Genomic DNA, 25,995 nt, shown 5'->3' with positions numbered 1-25,995 from the left:
CCGTACGGCGGAGGTGGTGCGCAGCAGTACGCACCCCCCGGCGGCCGCCGCCGTCGCCGCCGGACGTACGGACGAGCTCGCGCAGTACACCGAGCGCCGGCCCCGGCCGCCCGTGACGGTGCGGACGCCCCCGTGCACCCTGCCACCGAGCCCGCTCTCCCCGCGCCGCCACTGGATCGTGGACGAATCGGCGCGCGAGGTCCCGGATCCCGCCGAGTCGATACCCGCGGCAGCCGCCGTGCCACGCCCCGACGGCGCGCGCACCGTGGCCGCCACGGTCGCCGTGCCCTTCGCGTCCGCCGTGTCCCTCGTGCTCGAAGAGGTCTCGCGGACCGGTGTCTTCCCGCTCTCCGAGCTGAGCGGGCACCTGACCCTGGTGACCGATCTCGGATTCGACTCCCTCATGCTGCAGGAGCTCGAAGTCAACATCGCCAAGCGGATACCGGGCTTCCGGCACGAGGAGCTGTTCTCGCCCGAACTCACCGTCGGCCGGCTCATCGAACTCGTCGATCCGGACACCGATCCGAACGCTGATCCCGGCACCGGCCCGCACCACGCGCCGACGCCGGCCCCCGCCGGACCGGCCCCCCGGCAGGAGCGCTCCATATGGGCCGCCGGCACGGCCGCCATCGAGGAGTTCCCGGAGGTCGGCGAGTTCGAGCGGCGCCTCGGCCGGATCACCGACGGCGGTGCGGACAACCCGTACTTCCGGGTCCACGAGGGCACCATCCGCGACACGACCGTCATCGCCGGCCGCACCCTGCTGTCCTTCGGCAGCTACAACTACCTCGGGCTCTCCGGCCATCCGGCCGTGGACGAGGCCGTGCACCGGGCGGTGGACCGGTACGGCACCTCGGTCTCCGCCAGCCGCGTCCTCTCCGGCGAACGGGACCTGACCGTACGGCTGGAGCGGGCACTGGCGGACTTCCTCGGCGTCGGCGACTGCCTGGCCCTGGTCAGCGGGCACGCCACCAACGTCACCGCGATCGGGCACCTCGTCGGCCCCGAGGACCTCGTGGTGCACGACGCGCTCGCCCACGACAGCATCCTCCAGGGTTGCGCCCTGTCCGGAGCGGCGCGACGCCCCTTCGCACACAACGACATGGGGCAGCTGGAACACATGCTCCGCCTCAACAGGTCCCGGTTCCGGCGGGTACTGATCGCCGTCGAGGGCGCCTACAGCATGGACGGCGACCTCGTCGACCTGCCCGCCGTGATCGAGCTGAAGAAGCGCTACGGCGCCCTGCTCATGATCGACGAGGCCCACAGCATCGGCACCGTCGGCGAACGCGGCCGGGGCGTCGGCGAGTTCTTCGGCGTCGACCGGTCCGATGTGGACCTGTGGATGGGCACCCTCTCCAAGGCCTTCGCCAGCTGCGGCGGTTACCTCGGCGGCTCGGCCCGGATGGTGCGCTGGCTGCGCCACACGCTCCCCGGCTTCGTCTACAGCGTCGGCCTGACCCCGGCCAACGCGGCCGCGGCGCTGGCCGCCACCGAGCTGCTCACCGCGCAGCCGGAGCGGGTGCGCGCGCTCCGGCGCAACTCCGAACTCTTCCTCGGGTGTGCCGCCGCGGCCGGACTGGCGACGGGCTCCAGCGCCTGCACCCCCATCGTGCCGTGCATCCTCGGCGATTCGGCGAGGACCCTGCGCGTCGCGGACGGGTTGTTCGCCCGTGGCGTCGTCGCGGACCCGATCTTCCACCCCGCCGTGGAGGAGGGGCAGTCCCGCCTGCGGTTCTTCGTCACCAGCGAGCACCGCGAGGAGGACATCCGACGGGCCGTGTCGATCCTGGCCGAAGAGGTGGCGGCCGCCGGACGCTAAGTGATCCATCTCAGATCAGGGTGCGTTCGATGCGGCTGAGCGTGGCGCTCCGGTCGGGGTTGCCGTCCTCGTCCGCCGCCGCGGCCGGCGCCGCGGCGTGCCGCTGCTCGGCGTCGCCGATCCGCTGGGACAGGAGGTAGGCGATGATCTCCGCCTCCTGCTCCTGGACGTCGTCGTAGGTCGCGCGCAGGAGCATGTCACGTACGAGTTCGGGGTCGAGGTTGGGGAAGAGGAGGCGCGCCGCCGCCTCGTCCAGCCCGCCTGCCCCGCGATGGCAACAGATGATGTGGCCCAGCTCGTGCAAGATGATGTGCTCCTGATGCGCGCCGGTGGTGTTGGCGTCGTAGAAGATGAGGTCCTCGTCGCGAGCGGCCACCCACATGCCGCACGGATGCGACGAGGGCATCTGCATCGGGACCAACGTGATCGGACGGTCGCGCACCTCGCCGAGGTGGCGGCACAGCTCGGCCACGTCGGTCGCCGTCGGCAGATCGAGTTCGGCGATCCGCTGCGCGCCGGCCTTCCGGAGCTTCTTGAGCCGGCTGCGGCGCTCGTGATCGGCCGCCCGCTCCTTGCGGGCGCCCCTCATGGCGACTCGGAGGTGTCGGAGGGGTCGGCGACGGGCGGCAGGCCCTGCATCTGCCGGTACTGGTCCATGATGGCCGTGATGGCCTGGAGGTTCTCCTTCTTCATGCCGGCCGCCCGCATCGCCACGGCGCGTACGCCGGACTGCCGCAGCGCCTCGATGGCGGCGAGCTCGCCGAGCACGGACTCGGCGACCTTGTCGTCGAAGAAGTAGGCGACCGAGACCCCGAAGAACCGGGCCAGCGCGGACAGCAGGTCGGGTGAGGGGTTGGAGCGCTTCCCCGTGCGCAGCTGCGACAGGTACACCCCGCCGACCTTGAGTTCGGGGTTCGCCCGCTTCAGCTCGTCCGCGACCTCGGCGTTGGTCCAGTGCTTGCCCTTGGGGCGGACCGTTCGGAACAGGTCGTCCAGGCGCGTCGCGAGCAGCGGGCGTTCCTCACTCCCGTTCTCGGCGTCCTTCTCGATCCCGGTCATGGTGAACCATCCTCCCGTCGCCTCCTCGGCATAGCTCTCAGCTATACGGCAGTTTCACAGATTAGCGGTCAGTTGACAATTGACCAGGACTCGGCGAACGTGGGGTCCGGCCGATAGCTGGCAGCTAACTTGCGCTCACGGGGGACGCACAGTTGGTCGCCGGTGACATCGGACTGGCCCGGCCCTCGGGGGATGGGCCGGGCCAGTCCGGGCGGGAGCCACCCGTCCGGCCGCAAGACAGCGGGGAAACGGGATACCCGCCCGGTTTGACGGGGGATGCAAACCGGGCGGGAGTTCTCAACTCGCCTTGTCGAGCTTACTGTAGGCGGCTGCCACTTGGGTGAGCCATGCGAGCTCTGCCGCGAAGTTGCTCGTATCGCGGTCGTCGAAGTCGCCCGCGTCCTTGTTGTTCTGGGGCACCGTGTCGGTCAGTTTTGCCTGCAAGGCGCGCTTGATCTGTGCGGCTTCTGTGAAGGCCTGCCGAGATTCCGCGCTCGCCTCCTTGGCCGGATCGCAACCCTCGCCGGCCGTCCGGTCGATGTACGGACGCAAGTCCCGCCACCCGTCCCGTATTTCGACGACCCGGCGGTGCAGGCGGTAGTCGAGGTCGGACACCGCGGCGCCGGGCGGCTCCAGGGCGATGTCCGGGGAGGACTCGTACAGGTCCCGCCAGAGCGGGTAGAGCGCCCGGTACGACCGGTACGTGCGGGCCCACTCCAGGAGCCGGGTCGCGGCCGGGCCCCAGGAGGAGTTGGTCAGGCTGAGCGAGAGCATGACGATGCCCGCGGCGCTGAAGACCGAGGCGGCGACCTTCCAGGGGCCGATGTCGACCCCGAACGCCGCCGTGAGGATGTTGACCGTCCTGGCCAGGCAGTAGAGGAACAGGACCACGGCGGTGACCGAGAGCAGCCGCAGGGCCTGGCGCAGCGAGGCGTTGTCCGTCATCCGCGCGTACGGACCGCACTGGAGGTAGATCGTGACGCACGGAATCGCCTGGGAGACGATGAACGCCAGGAGATACGTGAGCAGCAGCGGCTCGCTGGTGCCGTCGAAGTCCGAGGCCGGCCGACCGGTGCCGTCGGCGAGGAGGAACAGGGCCGTCAGCAGCACGTCGAGGGCGATACCGGTGATCAGCCAGTAGCGGGTCTTGCGTACGGCTTCCTCGTCCGCGGCGGCCCACCGCAGCAGGATGATCTGCGCGCTGACGCAGAAGGCGACCGCCGACAGATGCATGAGGAGCACGGCGAGGTTGCCGACTCCCAGGAGGGGCGCACCCCCCATGGCCAAGGCCCCCATGGTGAAGGTGAGGCACTGGAGCAGCAGAGTGGCGATCAGCGTGCGGTACGCGCCGTCCTTCCAACTGCGCCGCGCCTGGCACAGCCGGTAGACGAGCGCCGCGTACGACGAGAGCGACGCTATGACGAAGCAGAGGGTTCTGGTGGTGTTCACGTCCTGGTTTCCTGCCGGTGCCGCGCGGGCGACGGACGGTCAGTCGGTGTGCTCGGCCGGGGGGACCTCGAGGCCGATGCTCTCGGCGGCCACGGCGATGGCGTAGTCGAAGAACGCGGCCTCGTCCCGGACGCTGTCGTGGGTACGGCTGAAGACCTGGAACACCAGGAGGCCGATCAGATTGCTCCACAGGACGATGCCGCGCTCGACGATGTCCGAGAACGGAGCCTCGGGCGCGCCGCCGAAGAGCTGCAGGGCCTCCGGCAGGAGCAGCGGCGGGCCGGGCACCTGCCGCCGGGGCGGGGTGAGTTCACCGGCCTCCAGCGCGGAGCGCACGATGCCGGCGAGGACCGCGGGGGTGCGCGAGGCCGACGGGACCGTGTCCTGCGGGGCGTGGTAGCCGGGTACGGGCGAGCCGTAGATCAGGGTGAACTCGCCGGGGTTGTCGAAGGACCACCGCCGTAGCGCCCGGGTGACCGCCAGGAGCCGGGCGCCCCCGGACGCGCCGGCCTTCGTGGCGGCGTCGTCGGCCTGTTCCATCGCCTCGCCGGACGCGTCGTAGGCATCGATGACCAGTGCGGTCAGCAGATCGTCGCGGTGCGGGAAGACGGCTTCGACATCGGCGACGGGAAGGCCGCCGGCACGCGCCACGGCATCCAGGGACAGCCCTGCGGCGCCCGGATCCACCAGCTGCTGACGTGCGATGTCCTTGATCACCACCGCCGGGGTGATGTCGTCGTCCTCGGTCGAACTGATTGCGGAAACATCCATGCCGGAACCGTACCCGCCGCCAACTGGGGCTGTGCGAACGGTCGCTCGAACGCCCTGGTCATGCGCTGTGATCCGGCCACCGGGCGGGTACGGAACGTTCCGGACGAATCCGGTCGAGCGGAGGACGTCAGGTGTCGGACAGGGCGCTGGGGCCGCCCGTCAGAGCGACGTGCAGGCCGTCCGACCGGACCTCGGCGGAGGTCGCGGCGAGCCCGAGCGGATACTCCTTCGGCGCGCCCGCCTGCGGGCCGAGGGCGCCGGCGGCGATGCCGAGCCGGTCGGTGGGGACGGAGCGGCCGAAGAGGGTGAGCCCGTCGACGGCGAGGGTGACCTTGCCGTCCGCGAGCACCGGACGCAGCGTCAGCCGCCCGAGGCCACCCGGGCCGACGTCCGCGAGCACCGTCCCCTGCGCCGGGTCGGTGGTGACCGCGGCCACCGCCACGGACGGTACGGCGGCACGGATCGCGGCGGCGAGGGACCGCGTGGAGACCGTCACCTCGGCACGGGTGCTGCCGACGGTGGTCGTACCGCCGAGGCGGACGTCGTCCAGCCGCGCCCGGACGCGGACCTGGGAGAGCCGCCCGACCTGGGCGTCGTCGCTGCTGATGTCGAGCCGGGGTATGTTCTCGTGCGCCAGGTCCCACAGGGCCCAGCCGCCGGCGACACCCACCGCCACGTCGTCGCCGAGGCCGGGAGCCGCCTTCAGCACGCGGCTGTGGATGACGCCGCGGACCGTGTACTCGGCCGCGCCGGTGGCGACGACGGCCGGCAACAGCACGGTGGCCGTGATCGTGAGGACGGGGTGCCGGCGCAGGACCGTCCGGGTCTTCGTCAGGGCGTGCTTCATCGCCGTTCTCCTCGGGCGGGTGCGAGATCGGGGGAGGTGCCGGGATCCGACGGGGTATCCGACGCGGGATCCGATACGGCAAGGGGCTCGGGCGCGTCGGCGGGGCCTTCCGGGTCGAGGTGCGGAAGGAACCGGTCCAACCAGCCCGGGAGCCACCAGTTGGCGCGCCCGAAGAGGTACATGGACGCGGGTACCAGGAGCAGGCGGACCACGGTGGCGTCGATGATGACGCTGACCCCCAGGCCCAGCGCGAGCATCTTGACGGCGACGTTCGTGGAGAGCAGGAAGGCAAGGAAGACGCTGGTCATGATCAGCGCCGCGCAGGTGATGACACGGGCGGTGGCGGCGAGGCCGGTGGCGACGGCAAGGTGGTTGTCCTCGGACTGCAGCCAGATCTCGCGGATCCGGGAGAGCAGGAACACCTCGTAGTCCATGGAGAGCCCGAAGACGATCGCGAACATCATCATCGGTACGTAGGACTCGACGGGCACCTTCTCGGTGATGCCGAACAGCGCGCCGCCCCAGCCCCATTGGAAGACCGCGACGACCACGCCGTAGGCGGCGGCGATGGAGAAGAGATTGAGCACGGCGGCCTTCAGCGCCACCAGCGGGCTGCGGAAGACGGTGAGCAGCAACAGGAACGCGGCGGCGACGACCACGGCGATGATCAGGGGCAGTTTGGCGGTGAGGGTGTCGGTGAAGGTCTGGGCGGCGGCGGTCGTGCCGGTGAGGTAGCCGGTGGCTCCGGTGCCCGACAGGGTCCGGGGCACCGTCTCGTCCCGCAGGGTGTGGATCAGGTCCGCGGTGGCCGCGTCCTGCGGGCCGGTGGTGGGCACGACCGTGGTGATGAGCAGGGCGCGGTCGGGGCTGGGCACCGGGGGAGTGACGGAGGCGACGCCCGGTACGGCGGCCAGCTCGCGCCGGAGCGAGGCCGCGAGGTCCTGGCGCAGGCTCTCGCTCTCGGCGTGCCGGCTGTCGAGGTGGGTGACCACGGTGAGCGGGCCGTTGGCACCGGGGCCGAAGTCCTCGGTGATCAGGTCGTAGGCCCGGCGGTCGGTCCGGCTGGTGGACTGGGCGCCGGCATCGACGTGTCCGAGCCGCATGGACGCGAGCGGGACGGCGAGTACGCCGAGCACGAGCAGGCCGCTGACCAGGAACAGCCAGGGGCGGCGGCTCACCCGGACGGCCCAGCGGTGCCAGACGTCCGCCTCGCCGGAGGGCTCGGCGACCGGCTCGCGGACGTGGAAGCGGTCGATCCGGCGGCCGAGCAGACCCAGCAGGGCGGGGGTCAGCGTCACCGACGCGGCGGCGGCCACGAGGACGCTGAGTCCGGCGGCGACGCCGAGGGCACCGATGAAGCCCACGCCGGAGGCGCACAACCCGCACAGGGCCATGGCCACCGTGGCGGCGGCGACCAGCACGGCCCGGCCGCTGGTGGCGACCGTACGGCCGACCGCCTCGGCGGGGTCGGCTCCGGCGTGCAGCAGGGCCCGGTGGCGGGTGGCGAGGAAGAGGGCGTAGTCGATGCCGACGCCGAGGCCCATCATCGCGGCCAGGGTCGGGGCCGCCTGGGCGAAGCCGTAGTGCCCGGCGAGCAGTCCGAGTCCGGCCAGGCTCACGGACAGGCCGATCACGGCCGTCGCCAGGGGCAGCCCGGTGGCGGCGACGCTGCCGAAACCGATCAGCAGGACGAGCACGGCGACGGCCAGCCCGATCGCCTCCGAGGCGCGGTCGGCGGACTTGGGGGTGGCCAATTGGCCGAGCGGAGCCCCGTACTCGACGGTGACGTCGTCGGCGCGCAGCGGCTCGACGGCGGTGTCCACCTCGGCGAGGTAGGCGGGGTCGAAGCTCGCCGGGTTTCCGTCGAAGCGGACGGTCACCTGGGCGGTCCCGCCGTCCGCGGAGACCGCCCCGGGGGTGGTGAGCGGGTCGGCCACCGACAGGACGTCCGGGAGCCGGCCCAGGTGGGCGACGGCCGCGTCGATCGCCGCGCGGTGATCGGTGACCGGGCCCTCGTCGGAGGTGATCACGATGGCGGAGGCCGTGCCGCCGGCCCCGGCGGTGTGGGCCGTCAGCAGGTCGGCGCCGGTCTGGGTACTGGTACCGGGGAGGGAGAAGCTGTCCGCGTAGGTGCCGCCCCAGGCGTGGTTGGCGAGCCCGAGGCCGACCAGTGCCAGTACCCACAGGGCGACGACGCGCCAGGCGTGCCGGGCGCACCAGCGCCCGCTCCGGTGGAGGAGCCCCGGCCGCCGGGCCGATTCGATGTTCATAGGGGCCACAGTGCGCGGTGTGTGTAAGGGGGTCGTGGGTGCATTGTTCGGGGAACGTAAGGGAGCCGCCGTCCTCCGTCGCACCGGGCTCAGCTGGGGGCGGGTGAGGACGGGAGGGTGACGGTGAAGCAGGCGCCGCCTTCCGGACCGTGCCCCTCGACGCGGATGCCGGCGCCGAGCCGGCCGGTCAGGCGGTGGGCGATGGCCAGCCCCAGACCGCTGCCGACCGGGCGCCTGTCCCGGTAGCGCTCGTGGAGGGCGCCGTGGTCGAAGGCGATGCGTACGTCGTCGTCGGTGAGGCCGGGTCCGCCGTCGCGGACCTGCAGTTCCGCCCCGCCGCCCGTGGTGGCCGGGCGGACGGCGAGGACCAGGGGCGCGCCCTCGGGGGTGACGCGCAGCGCGTTCTGCACCAGACCGTCGAGCAGTTGCCGGACCCGGAAGGCGTCCGTCGCGACGACGACGGGGCGGTCCGGCCGTTCGAGCCGGAGATCGACGCCGTGGCGCGCGCAGAGGCCGGTCCAGAAGGCGGCGGCCTCGGAGAGCAGCGCGCGGAGGTCGGCCGGGGCCACGTCCAGGCGGAAGTCGTCGGCCTCCAGCCGGGCCAGGTCCAACAGGTCCCCGAGGAACCGGTCCAGGCGCCGGGTCTCGTCGGCCAGGATGCCGCCGACCTCGGGCACCCGCTCCGGCTCGATCAGGCCGTCGGCGAGTGCCTCGGCGTACCCCTGGAGCGCGGTCAGCGGGGTGCGTAGATCGTGGGAGACGGAGAGCAGGAACTCCCGCTGGCGGTTCTCGCTGTGGGCCAGCGCCCGGTCCAGGACGTTGAGGGCGCGGCCGATGTCCGCGGTCTCCCGGGGGCCGTCGACCGGGGCCGGTACGCCGCGTTCGCCGTCGGCGAGTCGGTGCGCGATCTGCGCGGCCGTCACGAGCGGACGGGCGATCCGGCGGGCCAGGAGCGCTCCGGCCAGAGCGGCGCCGAGCATGCCGAAGACCAGCGGCACGATCACGTTGCGGCGGATCCGGTTCGTGTTCTCGGTGACGACGGAGTACGGCTCGGTCAGCACGATCGCGCCGCCGCGTACGCCCGGCCGCCCCACCAGCAGCACCTCCTGGCCGCCGAGGATGCCGGTGGTGGAGACGGGATTCCCCGCCAGCAGGGCCGATGTGGACGTCCTGTCGACGGCCGGGCCGGCGGTTCCGCGCACGGTCCCGTCCTGGGCGATGACCGCGAGTTGCACCTCGTTCGGTCCGGCCAGCACCTGGGCGCCGGTGAAGAGCGCCTCGGACACGGCCGGCAGCCGGCTGAGCACCGTCGCCTGGCGCGTCAGCTGGTCGCGTTCGCGCTGTTCGGCGCCGTGCGCGGCGGTCTGCCAGGCGATCAGTCCGGTGAGGGCCACCGCGAGCGCCGCCACGAGGGTGGTCAACACCACGATCTTGCGGGCGAGGGAGCTCGGACGGGGGTGGTTCACGGGCCGGGGGCCGTCGCGCTGTACCCGACGCCGCGGACCGTACGGATCGGGCTCGCGTCGCCGAGCTTGGCGCGTACCTGCGAGACGAACACGTCGACCATGCGGGTGTCGCGGTAGCGGGCGTACCCCCACACCTGGGCGAGCAGTTGCTCGCGGGTGAAGACCTGGCCCGCGTGCTGGAGGAGGTGGTGGAGCAGGTTGAACTCGGTGGCGGTGAGCTCGACCGGCTCGCCGTCGCGGCGTACGGTGCGGCCGACCGGGTCCACGCTGAGCCGGCCGCCGGTGCTCCCGGGCGGCGGTCCGGGCGGGCCCGCCGCCCGGCGCAGTACGGTCTTGACCCGGGCGACCAGTTCGCGCGGGGAGAACGGCTTGGTCAGATAGTCGTCCGCGCCGAGTTCGAGGCCGAGGATCCGGTCGGCCTCCTCGCCGCGCGCGGTGACCAGCAGCACCGGTGTCCAGTCGCCGGCGTCCCGCAGGGCGCGGCAGAAGGCGATGCCGTCCATGCCGGGCAGGCCGATGTCCAGGACGATCGCCACCGGGTGCAGGCGCCGCGCGGCCGCGAGACCGGCGGCCCCGTCGGCCTCGACGTGGACGCCGAAGCCCTCGCGGGTCAGGTAGAGGCGTTGCACGTCGGAGATGTGGCGCTCGTCCTCGACGATCAGCACGAGGCCCCTGGACTCCGTCATCACTGCCTTTCAGCCGCGGTTGGCAGCATCGATGCTAACCGCGCCGACCAGCCCTTCCGGTGGGCGCGCCGTCATCCGTACATTCCCCGAACAATGCGCCCGCCGCGCTCCACGTCGAAGGGATATGTCCGAAGTGCGCATATGGCTGGTTCTCGCTCTTGCGGTCTGATGGCGGAAAGTGCTCGCCATCTTCTGAGGTTGGGTAACCAAACTGTCGTGCAGCAGCTGAAGACACCACCGGGGCCGCACGCGGCCCGCGCGCTCGTGGGCCGGCGCGGTGCTCCTCGGCGCCGTCCTCGTCTGCACGGCGGACCTGGTGGGCCGCACCGTGATCGCCCCGGCCCAGCTCGGCGCCGGCCTGATGACCGCGGTGATCGGCACGCCGTACTTCCTCCACCTGCTCGTACGCAGCCGCCGCTAGGCCGTCCCTTCCGGATCTTGTCGGCCGAAGGCCGGGTACGGCGCCGATCCGCGCGCCGTACCCGGCCTTCGCGCGTGCGTGCCTCAGCCGTGGCCGAAGCGGGGCGGGCGCTTGTCGACGAAGGCGGACATGCCCTCCTTCTGGTCGGCCGTGGCGAAGACCGCGTGGAACAGCCGACGTTCGAAGCGGACGCCCTCGGTGAGGGTGGTCTCGAAGGCCCGGTTCACGGCCTCCTTGGCCATCATCGCGACCGGCTTGGACATTCCGGCGACGGTCTCGGCGACCGCGAGCGCCTCGGCGAGCAGCTCGTCGGCGGGGACGATCCGGGAGACGAGCCCGGCCCGTTCGGCTTCATCCGCGCCCATGGTGCGGCCGGTCAGGCAGAGCTCCATGGCCTTGGCCTTGCCGACGGCCCGGGTGAGCCGCTGGGATCCGCCGATGCCGGGGATCACCCCGAGTTTGATCTCGGGCTGCCCGAACTTCGCGGTGTCGGCGGCGAGCAGGATGTCGCACATCATGGCGAGCTCGCAGCCGCCGCCGAGCGCGTATCCGGAGACCGCCGCGAGGGTGGGCGTGCGGACCTGGCCGAGGCGGTCCCAGGCGGTGAACCAGTCGGAGAGGTACATGTCCATATAGCTCTGCGGACGCATCTCCTTGATGTCGGCGCCCGCGGCGAAGGCCTTCGCCGAGCCGGTGAGGACGATGCAGCCGACCTCGGGGTCCCGGTCCAGTTCCTCGGCGGCGGCCACGACCTCGGTCATCACCTGGAGGTTGAGGGCGTTGAGGGCTTCGGGCCGGTGGAGGGTGAGGACGGCGACCCGGCCCTTGCGCTCCAGCAGGATGGTCTCGTAGGTCATGCGGGGGTCCCGTTCTGCGGTCGGAGGGTGCGGACGATCGCGGAGAAGTCCAGGCCGGCGCCCTCTCCCTCGGCGAATGCGGCGTACAGTTCGGCGGCCTTGAGGCCCAGCGGTGCCTCCACCCCGCCGGCCCGCAGGGCGTTGGCGGCCAGACCGAGATCCTTGGCCATGAGCGGCGCGGCGAAGCCCGGCCGGTAGTCCCGGTTCGCGGGACTCGCCGGAACCGGCCCGGGGACGGGGCAGTTGGTGGTGAGGGCCCAGCACTGGCCGGAGGCGGTGGAGGCCACGTCGTAGAGGGCCTGGTGGTCCAGGCCGAGGCTCTCGGCCAGCACGAAGGCCTCGCTCACCCCGATCATGGAAACGGCGAGGATCATGTTGTTGCAGATCTTCGCCGCCTGACCGGCGCCCGCGGTCCCGCAGTGAACGGCCTTCTTGCCCATGGCATCGAGCAGCGGCTCGGCGGCGGCGAACTCCGCCTCGCCGCCGCCCGCCATGAAGGTGAGCGTGCCGGCCTCGGCGCCCATCACGCCGCCGGAGACCGGGGCGTCCAGCGCCCGGTGACCGGCTTCCACGACGGGCGCGTGCGCGGTGCGGGCGTCGGCGACATCGATGGTGGAGCAGTCGATGAAGAGCGTGCCGGGCCGGGCAGCGGCAAGGAGACCCTGTTCCCGGTACAGGGCGAGGACGTGCCGGCCTGCCGGCAGCATGGTGATGACCACGTCGGCCGGGGTGGCGGCGTCCGCCGCCGAGGCCGCAGGTTCGACACCGGCGGCGGCCGCTGCCGCCAGTTGGTCCGCCACGAGGTCGAAGCCCAGGACGCGGTGCCCGGCCTTGACCAGGTTGGCGGCCATCGGGCCGCCCATGTGACCGAGGCCGATGAATGCGACGGTGCTGGTCACCAGGCAACCTCCTGTGACGACGCGGACGGGGCGAGACGGAGTTCGCGGTCGCCGAGCGGGGCGAAGAACCGTTCGACCTCCGCCGGGCCGACGGCTTCGAGCGTGGCGGGGGACCAGTGCGGGTCGCGGTCCTTGTCGATGACCTGGGCGCGGATGCCCTCGACGAGGTCGGACGAGGACAGGGCGGCGAGGGAGACGCGGTACTCCTGCTCCAGCACCCGTTCCAGCGGGCCGAGCCGCCGGGCCCGGCGGAGCGCCGCCAGGGTGACCTTGACCGCGGTGGGGGACTTCGCCAGGAGGGTGCCTGCCGTCACCTTCGCGCCGGGAACGTCCGTGGCGAGCAGCCGCGTGACGATCTCCTCGGCGGTGTCCGCGGCGTAGCATCGGTCGATCCACTCGCGTGCGGCGGCGAGTTCGCCCGGCGGCGGCTGCTCCACGTACCGCTCCAGCACGGTGTGCACCGGGTCGGAGCCGAGTTCCCCGGCCAGCGCCGGCAGGGCCGACGAGGGTACGAAGTGGTCGGCGAGGCCGCACAGCAGCGCGTCCGCCGCGCCGACCGGCGCACCGGTCAGGGCCAAGTGGGTACCCAGTTCTCCGGGGGCGAGGGCGAGGAGATAGGTGCCGCCGACGTCGGGGACGAAGCCGATGCCGGTCTCGGGCATCGCGATGCGGGAGCGTTCGGTGACGATGCGGACGGTGCCGTGCGCGGAGATCCCGACGCCGCCGCCCATGACGATGCCGTCCATGAGGGCGACGTACGGCTTGGGGTAGCGGGCGATACGGGCGTTGAGCCGGTACTCGTCGCGCCAGAAGTCCGCCGAGGCAGTGCCTCCTGCGCGGGCGTCCTCGTAGATCGCGCGGATGTCACCGCCCGCGCACAGCCCTCGTTCGCCGGCGCCCTCGATGACCACGGTCTCGATGTCAGGGTGGTGCTCCCAGGCGGCGAGGGCCTCGTCGAGACGCAGGGCCATGGGATGGGTGAGGGCGTTGAGGGCCTTGGGGCGGTTGAGAGTGATGTAGGCGGTGCGGCCCTCGGTGCGCAGCAGGACGTGGTCGTGTTCTTCGGGGGATGTGTGGTTCATCGCAGGGTCTCCGTCAGTCCGCGCGCGACGATGACGCGCATGACCTCGTTGGTGCCTTCCAGGATCTGGTGGACGCGCAGGTCGCGGACGATCTTCTCGATGCCGTATTCACTGAGGTAGCCGTAGCCGCCGTGGAGTTGGAGGGCGGCATCGGCAACCGCGTACCCCGTGTCGGTGGCGAACCGCTTCGCCATCGCGCACAGCCGCGGAGCCAGCGGATCGCCCGCGTCCAGGGCCTCCGCGGCCTGCCGGACCAGGGCGCGGGCGGCGGCCAATTCGGTGGCCATGTCGGCCAGTCGGAACTGCAACGCCTGGCGGTCCAGGAGCCGGGAGCCGAATGCCTCGCGGTCGGCGAGGTACGCCAGACTGCGGTCCAGCGCGCTCTGCGCACCGCCGAGCGAGCAGGCGGCGATGCCGAGCCGGCCGCCGTTGAGGCCGTTCATGGCGATGCGGAAGCCGTCGCCCTCCGCGCCGAGCCGCCGGTCGGCGGGGACCCGTACGCCGTCCAGGACGACCTGGCGGGTGGGCTGCGCGTTCCAGCCCATCTTCTGCTCGTTGGCGCCGAACGAGACGCCGGGGTCTTCGCGTTCGATGACGAAGGCCGAGATGCCGCCGGGCCCGCTCTCGCCGGTGCGGGCCATGACGATGTAGATCCCGGCGGCTCCGGCGCCGGAGATGAACTGCTTGACGCCGGTCAGCACGTAGTGATCGCCGTCCCGCTCGGCGCGGGTACGCAAGGCGGCGGCGTCGGAGCCGGCGCCCGGTTCGGTGAGGCAGTAGCTGCCCAGGGTGTCCGCGGAGCAGAGGGCCGGCAGCCACCGCTCTCGCTGCACCTGGCTTCCGTACCGGTCGATCATCCAGGCGACCATGTTGTGGATGGACAGGTACCCGGCGATGGACGGGCACCCGGTCGCGAGGGTCTCGAAGACGAGGACCCCGTCGGCACGGGAGAGACCCGAACCGCCGTGCTCCTCACGGACGTAGACGCCGCCGAGGCCGAGTCCGGCGGCCCTGCGGATGACGTCGACGGGGAAGTGCTTGGCCTGGTCCCAGGCGACGGCGTGCGGGGCGAGGTGTTCCTGGGCGAAGTCGAGGGTGACCTCGGCGAGGGCGAGCTGGTCCTCGGTGAGGGTGGTCACCGGGCTCATCCCATCGTCGGGATGGTGAAGCTCGCGGCCTCCTTGGCCCCGGAGGGCCAGCGCGAGGTGACGGTCTTGGTCCGGGTGTAGAAGCGGATCGAGTCGGGGCCGTGCTGGTTCAGGTCGCCGAAGCCGGACCGCTTCCAGCCGCCGAAGGTGTGGTACGCCACGGGGACGGGGATCGGCACGTTGACGCCGACCATGCCGGCGCCCACCCGGCGGGTGAAGTCGCGCGCCGTGTCGCCGTCGCGGGTGAAGATCGCGACGCCGTTGCCGTACGGGTGCTCGGTGGGCAGGCGCAGGGCCTCCTCGTAGTCGGCGGCCCGTACGACGGACAGCACCGGACCGAAGATCTCCTCGCGGTAGATCCGCATCTGCGGGGTCACCCGGTCGAAGAGGGTGGCTCCGGCGAAGAAGCCGTTCTCGTGTCCGGGCAGGGTGAACCCGCGTCCGTCCACGACGAGTTCGGCGCCCTCGGTGGCTCCGATGCCGACGTAGCGGTTCACCCGGTCGAGGGCGTCGCGGCTGACCAACGGCCCGAAGTCGGCCTCGGGATCGTCGGAGCGACCCACCCGCAGGGTGGCGATCCGCTCCTTCAGCTTCCCGACCAGCGCGTTCGCGGTCTCCTCGCCGACGGGGACGGCGACGGCGATGGCCATGCAGCGCTCGCCCGCGGAGCCGTAGCCGGCGCCGATCAGGGCCTCCACAGCCTGGTCGAGGTCGGCGTCGGGCATCACGATCATGTGGTTCTTGGCGCCGCCGAAGCACTGGGCGCGCTTGCCGTGGGCCGCGGCGGTCGCGTAGATGTGCGCGGCGATCGGGGTGGAGCCGACGAAGCCGAGGGCCTGCACGCGCGGGTCCTCCAGCAGGGTGTCGACGGCCTCCTTCCCGCCGTTGACCACATTGAGCACGCCGGGCGGCAGGCCGGCCTCCAGGAACAGCTCGGCGAGGCGCAGCGGTACGGACGGGTCCCGCTCGGAAGGCTTCAGGATGAAGGAGTTGCCGCAGGCCAGGGCGGGTGCGGCCTGCCACAGGGGGATCATCGCGGGAAAGTTGAAGGGGGTGATCCCGGCGACCACGCCCAGCGGTGAGCGCAGGGAGTGCACATCGATCCCGCTGCCCGCGTTGTCGGTGAACTCTCCCTTCAGGAGGTGGGGGACACCGGCGGCGAACTCGACCACCTCCAGGCCGCGTTGCAGGTCGCCGTGGGCGTCGGCGACGGTCTTGCCGTGCTCGGAGGACAACAGCCGGGCCAGCTCGTCACGTTCGGCCTCGACCAGCTGGAGGAAGCGCAGCAGGACGCGGGCGCGGCGCTGCGGGTTCCACCGCCCCCAGTCGGCCTGCGCCTCCTCGGCGTTCGCGAGGGCGGCCTCGGTGTCCGCGCGCCCCGCGAGCGGGACCCGGGCCTGGACGGCGCCCGTGTTGGGGTCGTACACGTCGGCGAAGAGACCGGAGGATCCGGTGGTGTGTTTGCCGCCGATGAAATGGGTGAGTTCACGGACCATGGGTGCCTGCTCTCGTCAGGTGGGATCCGAGGAATGGCACGGCCTGCCGGCGGACGGACCCGATGGGGTGCGCCGCTGGGGAAGGCCGTGGGACTACGAGCGTGCGGAAGTGTGCGCGCGCTCCGCCGGATCACCAGGGTCGTGGGTACAAACCGGTGCCATGCGTGTCTGCTCCATCCTCGTGGACAACACGGAACGTTCCGCGGCCGGTATCCTGACTCCCGGATCTCCGCGTGCCGCCCGCCTTCCCGACGAAGCTCGTCAGTGGCGTGTGGATGGCAGCACACTCCCCGGTCACAGTGGCGGGACCGTGCCGGTTTCTCACCGGCTTCCCTGCACCGCGGACCTTGTGCCACGAACATATAGTTGGACGTCCTAGTAAGTCCAGAGCCGCCGCCGCGCGCCTTCGGCCGACCTGTCCCGGCCTGACGTCCCCTCAGCCCTACGGCGTGGGGCCCGGGTTCCCGGTCACCGGGTACGGGATGAAGGTGCTGCTGTTCTCGTCGACGGCCAGCGCCCGGCCGAGCGGCGGCACGGCCCGCTGCGGACAGTCGAGGCGTTCGCAGAGCCGGCAGCCCATGCCGATGGGGGTGGCCGCCGCCGTGTTGTCGAGGTCGAGCCCGTCGGCGTACACGAGCCGCGAGGCGTGCCGGATCTCGCAGCCGAGCCCGATCGCGAAGGTCTTGCCCGGCTCGCCCCAGCCACCGCGGTGGCGGGTGACGGCCCGGGCGGTCCACAGGTACCGCTGTCCGTCGGGCATGGCGGCCACCTGGACGTGGATGCGGCCGGGCGCGGCGAAGGCCTCGTAGACGTTCCACAGGGGACAGGTGCCGCCCGCGCGGGAGAAGTGGAATCCGGTCGCCGACTGTCGCTTGGACATGTTCCCCGCCCGGTCCACCCGCACGAAAGAGAAAGGCACCCCACGCAGCCTGGGCCGTTGCAAGGTGCTCAACCGGTGGCAGACCGTCTCGTAGCCGATCCCGAAGTGGTCGGTGAGCCGCTCGATGTCGTAGCGGAACTCCTCGGCGGCCGCGTGGAAGGCGCGGTACGGGAGGATCAGCGCGCCCGCGAAGTGGTTGGCGATGCCGATCCGCGCGAGGGCGTGGACGGGGGAACCGGGCGGGAAGTCCTCGGCGGCCAGCCGGTCCAGCTCGGCCCCGTACTCGATCAGCGCCAGCTGGGTGGCCATCCGGAACGCCTGCTGTCCCGGCCGGAGCCGGTTCGACAGGTGCAACACCCGGGCCGTGGCGTCGTAGCGGTGCAGTCGGTCGGAGTCCGTGGCCGTCCGGATCCCGTGCCGCTCGGCGAGCCTGCGGGTCAGCGCGCGGACGACGTCCCCCGGGCGGATGCCGATCTCGGCGGCGAGGCCTTCGGCGGCGAGATCGGTGTCGTGGAGGTAGTTCTGCCGGCGGTAGAAGAACTCGCGGATCTCCTCATGGGGCGAGCGCGGGCTGTCGGCCGCCACGTCCCGCCCGTCGGCCGCGTCGGCGAGACGCTCGGCCAGCAGCTGGCTGCGCCGGCCCAGGTCCAGCAGGACCGAGGCGACCGCGGGCATCCGGGTGGCCAGTTCGGCCAGGTCGGAGGGGGAGACGCGGGCCTCGGCCACCTCGTTCGCGAGCGCCTCGCGCAGGTCGGCGACCAGCCGGCTGGTGTCGCGCTGCGAGAAGAAGCCCGGATCCACCCCGAAGGCCTCGGTCAACCGCAGCAGCACCGGAACGGTGAGCGGCCGGGAGTCGTGCTCCATCTGGTTGAGGTAGCTGGGGGAGATGGCGAGCACCCGGGCCAGGTCGGCCTGGGTCATCCGCCGCTCCTCGCGCAGTCGCCGCAACCGCGCTCCCGCGTACGTCTTGCTCACCGCACTCCCTCGCCGTTCCGGGCCGACACGCGACGCCAGAATACGGGGATCTTCACGACCCGAACCCTTCGCAACCTTGGCAATTTCGATGCCGAAGATTCGCAGACCTTGGCAGATGTACCTCCTTGATGGCACTCGGTGTCAGTGTCAAAGTCGGTGCAGCGGCCCGCCGGACACGGCGGCCAGGAAGAACCGACTGGCCCGATTCACGCCCTGATTTCGGCCATCCAGGAGGTTCGACCCGGCGGTTCGGCAGCATTGCTCAGCTTCGGCCCCGGGCCGGGTTCGGCGGCCGCAGCTCGTACCAGGCACAGAGTGCCAAGCCGCCGGGTTCACGGTCCGGCCCATTGGCAAGACAAGCGACGGATGGAAACGGTGACGGTCATGGCAGAGGCGAACACGACGGCGGCGGCCGAGCAGCTCAAGCAGCGGTGGGCCGACGACCCTCGCTGGGCGGGCATCGAGCGCACCTACACGGCCGAGGACGTGGTGCGGCTCTCGGGCAGCGTCCGCGAGGAGCACACCCTGGCCCGGCGCGGCGCCGAGCGGCTGTGGCGCCAGCTCCACGAGCAGGACTACATCCACGCCCTCGGCGCCCTCACCGGCGGCCAGGCGGTCCAGCAGGTGCGGGCCGGACTCCAGGCGATCTACCTCTCCGGCTGGCAGGTGGCCGCCGACGCGAACCAGGCCGGACACACCTACCCCGACCAGAGCCTCTACCCGGTCAACTCGGTCCCGCAGGTGGTCCGTCGGATCAACAACGCCCTGCTGCGCGCCGACCAGATCGCCATCGCCGAGGGCGGCACGGACACCACCGACTGGCTCGCGCCGATCGTCGCGGACGCCGAGGCCGGCTTCGGCGGCCCGCTGAACGCCTTCGAGCTCACCAAGGCGATGATCGCGGCGGGCGCCGCCGGCATCCACTACGAGGACCAGCTGGCCTCCGAGAAGAAGTGCGGCCACCTCGGCGGCAAGGTCCTCGTCCCGACCGCGCAGCACGTCCGCACCCTCAACGCGGCCCGCCTGGCGGCCGACATCGCCGACACCCCGACCCTGATCATCGCCCGTACGGACGCCCTCGCCGCCACCCTCCTGACCAGCGACGTCGACGAGCGCGACGCGGAGTTCTGCACCGGCGAGCGCACCGCCGAGGGCTTCTACCACGTCCGGGGCGGCATGGCCCCGGTCATCGCCCGCGGCCTCGCCTACGCCCCGTACGCCGACCTCATCTGGGTCGAGACCGGCACCCCGGACCTGGCCCAGGCCCGCGAGTTCGCCGAGGCCATCCACGCGCAGTACCCCGACCAGATGCTGGCCTACAACTGCTCGCCCTCCTTCAACTGGAAGGCCGCGCTGGACGACGACCAGATCGCCAAGTTCCAGCGCGAGCTCGGCGCGATGGGCTACCGCTTCCAGTTCATCACCCTCGCCGGCTTCCACTCCCTCAACCACGGCATGTTCGACCTCGCCCGCGGCTACGCCGAGCACGGCATGACCGCCTACGTCGACCTCCAGGAGCGGGAGTTCGCCGCCCAGGCCCATGGGTTCACCGCCGTCAAGCACCAGCGCGAGGTCGGCACCGGCTACTTCGACCTCGTCTCCACCGCCGTCAACCCGGCCTCCTCCACCACCGCGCTCTCCGGTTCCACCGAGGAAGAGCAGTTCCACTGAGCCACCGACGGGCATGAGCCGCACCGCCGCCGGCCCGCTCGCCCGGCCGGCCCCTTCCCGACGGGTGCCCGAGGGACCTTCCCCCGGGCACCCACCCCCGCCCCCGCTGAGGAGAACCGCATGCCCCTCCCGTCCCTGACCAGCAGCGTCCAGGTTCTCGGCGCGCCGGGTGAGCGCCACGAGGAGATCCTGACCCCCGAGGCCCTGGAGTTCATCGGCCGGCTCGACACCGCGTTCGCGGACCGCCGCCTGGAGGTCCTCAAGGAGCGCCGACGCCGCTCGGGCCACCTGGCCGGCGGCACACCGCTCGACTTCCCGCTCGCCACGCGCGCCCTCCGCGAGGACCCGCACTGGCGCGTCGCCCCGCCCGCGCCCGGCCTCACCGACCGCCGCGTCGAGATCACCGGCCCGCCCGAGCGGCGGATGGCCGTCAACGCCCTGAACTCCGGTGCCAAGGTCTGGATGGCCGACTTCGAGGACGCCACCGCCCCGACCTGGACCAACGTCATCGGCGGCCAGCTGACCCTGCTCGACGCCGTCGAACGGCGCATCGACTTCACCACGCCGGAGGGCAAGGAGTACCGCCTCGGCGAGCAGCTCGCGACCATCATGGTCCGACCGCGCGGCTGGCACCTCCTCGAAGAGCACCTGGAGATCGACGGCCGGCCCCTGTCCGCGTCCCTCGTCGACTTCGGCCTGTACTTCTTCCACTGCGCCCAGCGGCAGATCGACGCGGGCCACGGCCCGTACTTCTACCTGCCCAAACTGGAGAACCGGTACGAGGCGCGTCTGTGGAACGACGTCTTCCTCCTCGCCCAGGAACTCCTCGACATCCCCCGCGGCACCGTCCGCGCCACCGTCCTCATCGAGACGATCACCGCGGCCTTCGAGATGGAGGAGATCCTCCACGAGCTGCGCGAACACAGCGCGGGGCTGAACGCGGGCCGCTGGGACTACCTCTTCAGCCTGATCAAGACCTTCGGCCACCGGACCGACTTCCAACTGCCCGACCGGGCCGCGGTCACCATGACCGCCCCCTTCATGCGGGCCTACACCGAACTGCTCGTACGCACCTGCCACCGGCGCGGCGCCCAGGCCATCGGCGGGATGGCCGCCCACGTCCCCAGCCGGGACGCGCAGGCGAACTCCGCCGCCCTCGCCAAGGTCCGCCTCGACAAGGAACGGGAGGCCGAGGACGGCTTCGACGGCTCCTGGGTGGCCCACCCAGGACTGGTCCCCGTCTGCCGCGAGGTCTTCGACAACGTCCTGGGGGAGCGGCCGCACCAGCTCGACCGGACCCGGGAGGACGTCGAGATCACGGCCGCCGACCTGCTGTCCGTCCGCCGGATCGCCGCGCCCCCCACACGGGAGGGGATCCGCTCGAACGTCGCCGTCGCCCTGCGCTACTTCGACGCCTGGCTGCGCGGCAGCGGCGCCGTGGCCCTCTACGGCCTGATGGAGGACGCCGCGACCGCCGAGATCGCCCGCGTCCAGATCTGGCAGTGGCTGCGCCACGACCAGGCCGACCCGGCGACGGTCCTCGACCTCCTCGACGCCGAATGCGCGGCACTGGAGGAGGAGGACCCGCGGGCCCGGGTCGCCGAGGCCCGAGAGGTCTTCGTGGACACCGCGCTCACCCCCGGCCTGCCCGCCTTCTTCACCCCCGAGGCGTACACCCGCCATCTCGTCCGCCGGACGGAGAACCGGTCATGACCCCGTCGATCCACCGGGTCGGTGTCGTCGGCGGCGGCCAGATGGGCGCCGGCATCGCCGAGGTGTGCGCCCGCGCCGGCCTCGACACCGTCGTCGCCGAGTCGGACGACGCGGCCGCCCGGGCCGCCCGGGAACGCGTCGCCGTCTCCCTCGAACGAGCCGTGCAGCGCGGCAAACTGGACCGGATCTCAGCCGAGGACGCCCTGGCCCGGCTCGTCTTCACCGGCGAGCTGGAGGACCTCGCCGACCGGCAGCTCGTCATCGAGGCCGTCACCGAGAACCCCGAGGCCAAGACCGAGGTCTTCGCCGCCCTGGACAAGATCGTGGCGGACCCGGAAGCGATCCTCGCCACGAACACCTCGGCCATCCCGATCATGCGGCTGGGCATGGCCACGGGCCGCGCCGACCGGGTCGTGGGCCTGCACTTCTTCAACCCCGTCCCCGTCCTGCCCCTCGTGGAGGTCGTCTCCTCCCTCCACACCTCGCGGGACACCCTCGACACCGTGGAGGCCTTCGCCCGCGACGTCCTGGGCAAGACCGTCGTCCGCTCCCAGGACCGGGCCGGCTTCGTGGTGAACGCGCTGCTGATCCCTTACCTCCTCTCGGCCGTCCGCATGGCCGAATCCGGGTTCGCCGCCCCCGAGGACGTGGACGCCGGGATGGAACTGGGCTGCGCGCACCCGATGGGCCCGCTCAAACTGGCGGACCTGATCGGCCTGGACACCGTCGCGGCCATCGCGGAATCCCTCTACGAGGAGTTCAAGGAACCCCTGTACGCGCCGCCCCCGCTGCTCCAGCGGATGGTGCAGGCGGGTCTGCTCGGCCGAAAGAGCGGCCGCGGGTTCCACACGTACGGCCGGGGCTGAGGGGCCCCGGCGGGTCTCCAGGGCAGAGGGTGCGCCGGAGACGCACGGGAACGGCGCGGGTGGGGCGAGTGGTGTCGCCGCGCCCGCGCCGCACCGTGTACGGGGGTCGGGGCTCGCCGTCCGCGATCAGGCGGGCCGCGTCAGCAACCGCGCCAGGTGGTCGGCGAATTCCGTGATCCAGTCGAGTACCGGGCCGCTACGGGCGACCCGGAAGCCGTGCCGACGTCCCCAGAACGCCGCCTGAACGGCGTGGAGTTGAGCCCAGCGCCGGACGCGTTCGCGATCGAGCTCCGCGGCCTCCACGAAGAGGTCCAGGGTGCGGTGGACCGCCTTGCCGAGGTCCTCGGCTTCGAGGAGGGACAACGCGCGCGTCTTGAGCAGGGTGCCGCCGTCGTAGGCCGGGTCTCCCACGTAGCCCTTGGGGTCGACGGCGAGCCACGGCTCGCGGTCCGCGCGCAGGATGTTCCGGGCGTGGAGGTCGCCGTGGATCAGGATGTCCGGCTGGGTGCGCCCCAGCTCGTGGACGGTCGCCACCGCCGCGTCCACCACGTACGGCGACATCGTGTGCGTCAACTCCTGCTGATCGCGAAGCAGTTGCTCCTCCCAGGAGTCGCTCCGGTCCTGTAGCCGGGGCAGGCCGGCCGGCGCGGGGACGGCCAGCCGGTGGCTGAGCCGCCCCGCCACCGTCACCACCTCGTCGCCGTCCTGGACCTCCTCCAGCGTCGAGGTCCGGACCCGCTCCAGCAACATCGCGAAGCGCGCGTCGTCGCGCTCGTGCAGCAGGACGGCGCCGTCCCCGGCCCACGCCTCGAACGCGTCCGGCTCGTGGACGTTGCCGGGGTGCGGGAAGGACACCTTCAGCACGGCCGACTCCGAGGCCCGCCGCAGCACCGGAACGATGATCCCGACCCCTCCGTGCATGACCGCGCCGTCCGGTACGCACTGCCAGCGCTCCAGTAACTCATCGACGATGTGCGGCAGTTCGGCGAGCCACGCGGCTCCGGCCGCGCCCTCCCGCTCGACCGTGCTCCGCGTGAACACCTCTGGTGTCTCGATCATCCCGGTACCTTACGCCGGGCCTCGTGATCCAACCTTCTGTCCGTCCACGACCGGCCCTCAGGGCGACTTCGAGCCGCCGGGCCGCTGACATGCCGCCCTTCACCTACCGGCTCACCCCGGCCGCGGACGTTCCGTTCGCCGTCCGGGAGCAGGTGGCCGAAGCCTTCGTCGCCGCGGCGCCCCGCTTCGCCCTTCAGGCCGGACATCACCCGGGCATCACCCGGCCCGGGTGACACGACTGGTGATCACCACCGATCACCGGTTCAGTGGGAAGCGTGCGCCGATCACAGTCCGAACCCCCGCGGGAACCCCGGTGACCTCCATGGACCACCGGGCGCCGACCGGCGACCCCATGCTCACCGCCAGGTTCGCGCCCCCGGCCGTACCGAAGCTGCTGGTCCACCGGCCCGAGCTGCTGGGGCGGCTGACGGCCGGGACGCAGGGGCCGCTCACCCTCATCAACGGTCCGGCCGGATCCGGCAAGACGGTGCTCACCGCCCACTGGGCGGCCGACGGACGCACGACACGTCCCCCCATGTGGCTCACCGTCGAACCCGACGACGCCCCCGGAGCCTTCTGGGCCTACGTGCTGGAGGCCCTCCACCGGGGCGGGGCGGCCCTGCCCGCCGAGGTGGGCAGGCCGACCCGGGCCGAAGGCGTGACCCGGTCGTTCCTGGTGCGCCTGGCGGACGGGCTGGCCGCTTCCGCACAGCCCGCGGTCCTCGTCCTCGACCAGTTCGACACCACCCAGCCACCCGCGACGAGCGAGGGGCTGGACTTCGTACTCCGGCACGCGGCGGGCGGGCTGCGCATCGTGCTCACCAGCCGCTCGGACTCCCTGCTGCCCCTGCACCGCTACCGGGCTGCCGGCGAGATCACGGAGATCCGGCACGCCGACCTCAGATTCACCGACGCGGACGCCGAGGCGCTGCTGAGCGAGCACCACCTGACCGTCTCACCCGACGGAATCCGCCTGCTGATGGAGCGGACCGAGGGATGGGCGGCCGGGGTACGCCTGTGCGCCCTGGCGATGCAGCGCAGCGCCGACCCGGAGGCGTTCCTGCGCCAGTTCGCGGCCGACCGCACCACGATCGCCGACTACCTCCTCACCGAGGTGCTCGACGCGCAGCCGCCCCCCACCCAGGACCTGCTGCTGCGCGTCTGTGTCACCGACCGCGTCCACCCGGATCTCGCGGACGCCCTGACCGGCCGGGACGACGGCGCGCGGACCCTGGCCGGGCTGGCCCGCGACAACGCGTTCCTGGAACAGATCGACGCCTCGGCCTGGTACCGACTGCACCCGCTGTTCGCCGAGGTCCTGCGCGCACACCTGCGGCAACGCTGCCCCGGCCTCGAACCCCGGCTGCACGGGCGGGCGGCGCGCTGGCTCGCCCGGACCGGGCGACTCACGGAGGCGGTGCTCCAGGGCGCCCCCGCCGGGGACTGGCAGTTCGCGGCGGCGCAACTGGTCGACAACCTGGCACTCGGCCGCCTCCTGACGGGCCTGGAGGCGGATCAGCTGGGCCGGGCCTTCGCCGGCATGCCGACCGGGACGCCCGGACTGGCGCCCGCACTGGTCGGCGCGGCGTGCCGACTGGCCGAACAGGACCTCCCCGGGTGCGAGGCCGAACTGCGGCGGGCGGACGCCACCCTCGCATCGCTCACGGACCCGCTCACGGACGACCCGCTCGCGGACGCCTGCGGTCCGGCGGCCCGGTTCGGCCGCGCCTTCCTCGGCGTACTCGCCGGCCGGCCGGCCGACGACCTGACGGCCACCGAACGGGCGGCCGCCGACGCCGACCGGCTGCTGCGGGAACTGCCGCCGCCCCTGCTCGCCGAGCACCCCGAGCTCCACGCCCTGCTGCTGGCCCATCTCGGCGCCGTCGAGCTGGGCGCCGGACGCCTGGACCGGGCCGAATCCGCGCTGACCGCCGCCGTCGCCGCATGCGGTCCGTCGGGCACGGAGGCCCCGCTCTGCGGGGCCCTCGGCTCACTCGCCCTGACCGAACTGCTGCGCGGCCGGTTGCGACAGGCCGCCGAACACGCCCGTGCCTCGCTCGCCGTCGCCGAGCGGTCCGCCCTGCCGGCCGAACGCCGGGCCGGGATCGACCACCTCGTCCTGGCGGGCGTGGCCGTCGAGCAGGACGACCTGCCGGCCGCCCGCCACCACCTCGACCTGGCCACCGCGGCGCCCGGGCCGCGCCCGGATCCCGCGACCGCCGCCCGGGCCGCCGTCATCGGGGCCCGGATCGCGGCGGCCGAGGGCGACGGGGACGCCGCGCTCGCCGCCCTGCGCGCGGTGGATGCGGCGGGACTGCCCGCCTGGGCGGCGGACGAGCTGGCGGTGGCCGAGTCGGCCGTACACCTGGCGGGCGGCGACGCCGCCGAGGCCCTGCGGGTGCTGGACGCGATGGAGGCCCCGGACGGCGACCGGCCGGAGCACGCGCTGGCCCGGGCCCGGGCCCTGCTGGCCGCCGGCCGCGCCGCGACCTGCGCGAGCACCGGGACCGGCCGCACCAGCATCGTGTCCAGCGAGCCGTCGCGGATCCGGGCGCCGA

20 protein-coding genes, 3 pseudogenes and 1 riboswitch are annotated in these 25,995 nt (G+C 72.5%); of the genes and pseudogenes, 7 read left to right on the top strand and 16 right to left on the bottom strand.

Annotated elements, in window-relative coordinates; translation table 11 throughout:
• Positions 1–1,822 (top strand): aminotransferase class I/II-fold pyridoxal phosphate-dependent enzyme (locus tag AB8A24_RS38930; protein ID WP_369478855.1); only part of this gene is annotated, 1,822 nt, incomplete at its 5' end.
• A gap of 10 nt (positions 1,823–1,832) precedes the next feature.
• On the opposite strand, the gene AB8A24_RS38925 is transcribed toward AB8A24_RS38930, so the two are convergent.
• The 8 genes from AB8A24_RS38925 to AB8A24_RS38890 all read right to left on the bottom strand — a co-directional run bounded on the left by AB8A24_RS38925 (position 1,833) and on the right by AB8A24_RS38890 (position 10,370).
• Positions 1,833–2,411, bottom strand: a complete 579-nt coding sequence (locus tag AB8A24_RS38925) for a toxin (RefSeq protein WP_328960201.1) — start codon at positions 2,409–2,411, stop codon at positions 1,833–1,835.
• On the bottom strand, positions 2,408–2,881 hold the full coding sequence (locus tag AB8A24_RS38920; RefSeq protein WP_328960200.1) for a helix-turn-helix transcriptional regulator: 474 nt from the start codon (positions 2,879–2,881) through the stop codon (positions 2,408–2,410). The genes AB8A24_RS38925 and AB8A24_RS38920 overlap by 4 nt, the downstream gene beginning before the upstream one ends.
• A gap of 297 nt (positions 2,882–3,178) precedes the next feature.
• A complete protein-coding gene (locus AB8A24_RS38915) occupies positions 3,179–4,330 on the bottom strand; it encodes an MAB_1171c family putative transporter (RefSeq protein ID WP_328960199.1) in 1,152 nt (383 codons plus the stop codon).
• 39 nt (positions 4,331–4,369) lie between these two features.
• Complete coding sequence (locus AB8A24_RS38910) at positions 4,370–5,101, bottom strand: TetR-like C-terminal domain-containing protein (protein ID WP_328960198.1); 732 nt, start codon at positions 5,099–5,101, stop codon at positions 4,370–4,372.
• Positions 5,102–5,228: 127 nt separating this feature from the next.
• Positions 5,229–5,948, bottom strand: coding sequence for an LmeA family phospholipid-binding protein (locus AB8A24_RS38905; RefSeq protein ID WP_328960197.1), 720 nt, complete (start codon positions 5,946–5,948; stop codon positions 5,229–5,231).
• Positions 5,945–8,218 carry an MMPL family transporter gene (locus AB8A24_RS38900; protein WP_328960196.1) on the bottom strand — a complete coding sequence of 758 codons (2,274 nt, stop codon included), beginning with the start codon at positions 8,216–8,218 and terminating at the stop codon, positions 5,945–5,947. The genes AB8A24_RS38905 and AB8A24_RS38900 overlap by 4 nt, the downstream gene beginning before the upstream one ends.
• An 89-nt stretch (positions 8,219–8,307) precedes the next feature.
• Complete coding sequence (locus AB8A24_RS38895; protein ID WP_328960195.1) at positions 8,308–9,684, bottom strand: HAMP domain-containing sensor histidine kinase; 1,377 nt, start codon at positions 9,682–9,684, stop codon at positions 8,308–8,310.
• Positions 9,681–10,370: a response regulator transcription factor gene (locus AB8A24_RS38890; protein ID WP_328960194.1), complete on the bottom strand. Its 690-nt coding sequence runs from the start codon at positions 10,368–10,370 to the stop codon at positions 9,681–9,683. The genes AB8A24_RS38895 and AB8A24_RS38890 overlap by 4 nt, the downstream gene beginning before the upstream one ends.
• A 243-nt stretch (positions 10,371–10,613) precedes the next feature.
• Here AB8A24_RS38890 and AB8A24_RS38885 point away from each other — a divergent pair.
• Positions 10,614–10,791, top strand: a pseudogene (locus AB8A24_RS38885) (iron chelate uptake ABC transporter family permease subunit); the annotation flags it as partial.
• Between the two features lie 83 nt (positions 10,792–10,874).
• Here the strand turns inward: AB8A24_RS38885 and AB8A24_RS38880 are convergent.
• From AB8A24_RS38880 to AB8A24_RS38855, 6 genes are all read right to left on the bottom strand, one after another.
• Positions 10,875–11,648, bottom strand: a complete 774-nt coding sequence (locus AB8A24_RS38880; protein ID WP_328960193.1) for an enoyl-CoA hydratase — start codon at positions 11,646–11,648, stop codon at positions 10,875–10,877.
• Entirely contained in the window at positions 11,645–12,547 is a 903-nt protein-coding gene (mmsB, locus tag AB8A24_RS38875; protein WP_369478854.1) for a 3-hydroxyisobutyrate dehydrogenase, read from the bottom strand. Before mmsB ends, AB8A24_RS38880 begins: the two co-directional genes overlap by 4 nt.
• Positions 12,544–13,629 carry an enoyl-CoA hydratase/isomerase family protein gene (locus AB8A24_RS38870; RefSeq protein WP_328960191.1) on the bottom strand — a complete coding sequence of 362 codons (1,086 nt, stop codon included), beginning with the start codon at positions 13,627–13,629 and terminating at the stop codon, positions 12,544–12,546. Before AB8A24_RS38870 ends, mmsB begins: the two co-directional genes overlap by 4 nt.
• The gene (locus AB8A24_RS38865; protein WP_328960190.1) at positions 13,626–14,777 is read right to left on the bottom strand and encodes an acyl-CoA dehydrogenase family protein; all 1,152 of its coding nucleotides are present in this window, start codon (positions 14,775–14,777) and stop codon (positions 13,626–13,628) included. The genes AB8A24_RS38870 and AB8A24_RS38865 overlap by 4 nt, the downstream gene beginning before the upstream one ends.
• The gene (locus tag AB8A24_RS38860; protein WP_369478853.1) at positions 14,774–16,273 is read right to left on the bottom strand and encodes a CoA-acylating methylmalonate-semialdehyde dehydrogenase; all 1,500 of its coding nucleotides are present in this window, start codon (positions 16,271–16,273) and stop codon (positions 14,774–14,776) included. The genes AB8A24_RS38865 and AB8A24_RS38860 overlap by 4 nt, the downstream gene beginning before the upstream one ends.
• Positions 16,274–16,459: 186 nt before the next feature.
• A riboswitch (cobalamin riboswitch) is annotated at positions 16,460–16,645 on the bottom strand.
• A gap of 70 nt (positions 16,646–16,715) precedes the next feature.
• A complete protein-coding gene (locus AB8A24_RS38855) occupies positions 16,716–18,128 on the bottom strand; it encodes a short-chain fatty acyl-CoA regulator family protein (protein WP_266480214.1) in 1,413 nt (470 codons plus the stop codon).
• A 384-nt stretch (positions 18,129–18,512) separates the two neighbouring features.
• On the opposite strand from AB8A24_RS38855, the gene aceA reads away from it, so the two are divergent.
• The 3 genes from aceA (at position 18,513) to AB8A24_RS38840 (ending at position 22,378) form a co-directional block, all read left to right on the top strand.
• The gene (aceA, locus tag AB8A24_RS38850; protein WP_369478852.1) at positions 18,513–19,799 is read left to right on the top strand and encodes an isocitrate lyase; all 1,287 of its coding nucleotides are present in this window, start codon (positions 18,513–18,515) and stop codon (positions 19,797–19,799) included.
• 120 nt (positions 19,800–19,919) lie between these two features.
• Complete coding sequence (aceB, locus tag AB8A24_RS38845) at positions 19,920–21,512, top strand: malate synthase A (protein WP_369478851.1); 1,593 nt, start codon at positions 19,920–19,922, stop codon at positions 21,510–21,512.
• Entirely contained in the window at positions 21,509–22,378 is an 870-nt protein-coding gene (locus tag AB8A24_RS38840) for a 3-hydroxybutyryl-CoA dehydrogenase (RefSeq protein ID WP_030717573.1), read from the top strand. The genes aceB and AB8A24_RS38840 overlap by 4 nt, the downstream gene beginning before the upstream one ends.
• Before the next feature lie 126 nt (positions 22,379–22,504).
• On the opposite strand, the gene AB8A24_RS38835 is transcribed toward AB8A24_RS38840, so the two are convergent.
• Complete coding sequence (locus AB8A24_RS38835) at positions 22,505–23,437, bottom strand: aminoglycoside phosphotransferase family protein (RefSeq protein ID WP_369478850.1); 933 nt, start codon at positions 23,435–23,437, stop codon at positions 22,505–22,507.
• A gap of 89 nt (positions 23,438–23,526) precedes the next feature.
• Between AB8A24_RS38835 and AB8A24_RS38830 the strand changes: the two genes are divergently transcribed.
• Positions 23,527–23,670 (top strand): hypothetical protein, encoded by a 144-nt coding sequence (locus tag AB8A24_RS38830; RefSeq protein WP_369478849.1) that lies wholly within the window; start codon positions 23,527–23,529, stop codon positions 23,668–23,670.
• An 89-nt stretch (positions 23,671–23,759) separates the two neighbouring features.
• Positions 23,760–25,865 (top strand): annotated as a pseudogene (locus tag AB8A24_RS38825) (helix-turn-helix transcriptional regulator); the annotation flags it as partial.
• A gap of 53 nt (positions 25,866–25,918) precedes the next feature.
• Here AB8A24_RS38825 and AB8A24_RS38820 read toward each other — a convergent pair.
• A pseudogene (locus AB8A24_RS38820) lies at positions 25,919–25,995 on the bottom strand (ABC-2 family transporter protein); the annotation flags it as partial.

Origin of the sequence: Streptomyces sp. BF23-19 (assembly GCF_041106355.1) — a bacterium.
GTDB lineage: Bacteria > Actinomycetota > Actinomycetes > Streptomycetales > Streptomycetaceae > Streptomyces > Streptomyces virginiae_A.
Note: the sequence above shows the minus strand (reverse complement) of the source record. Positions and strands in the feature narration are given on the sequence as shown.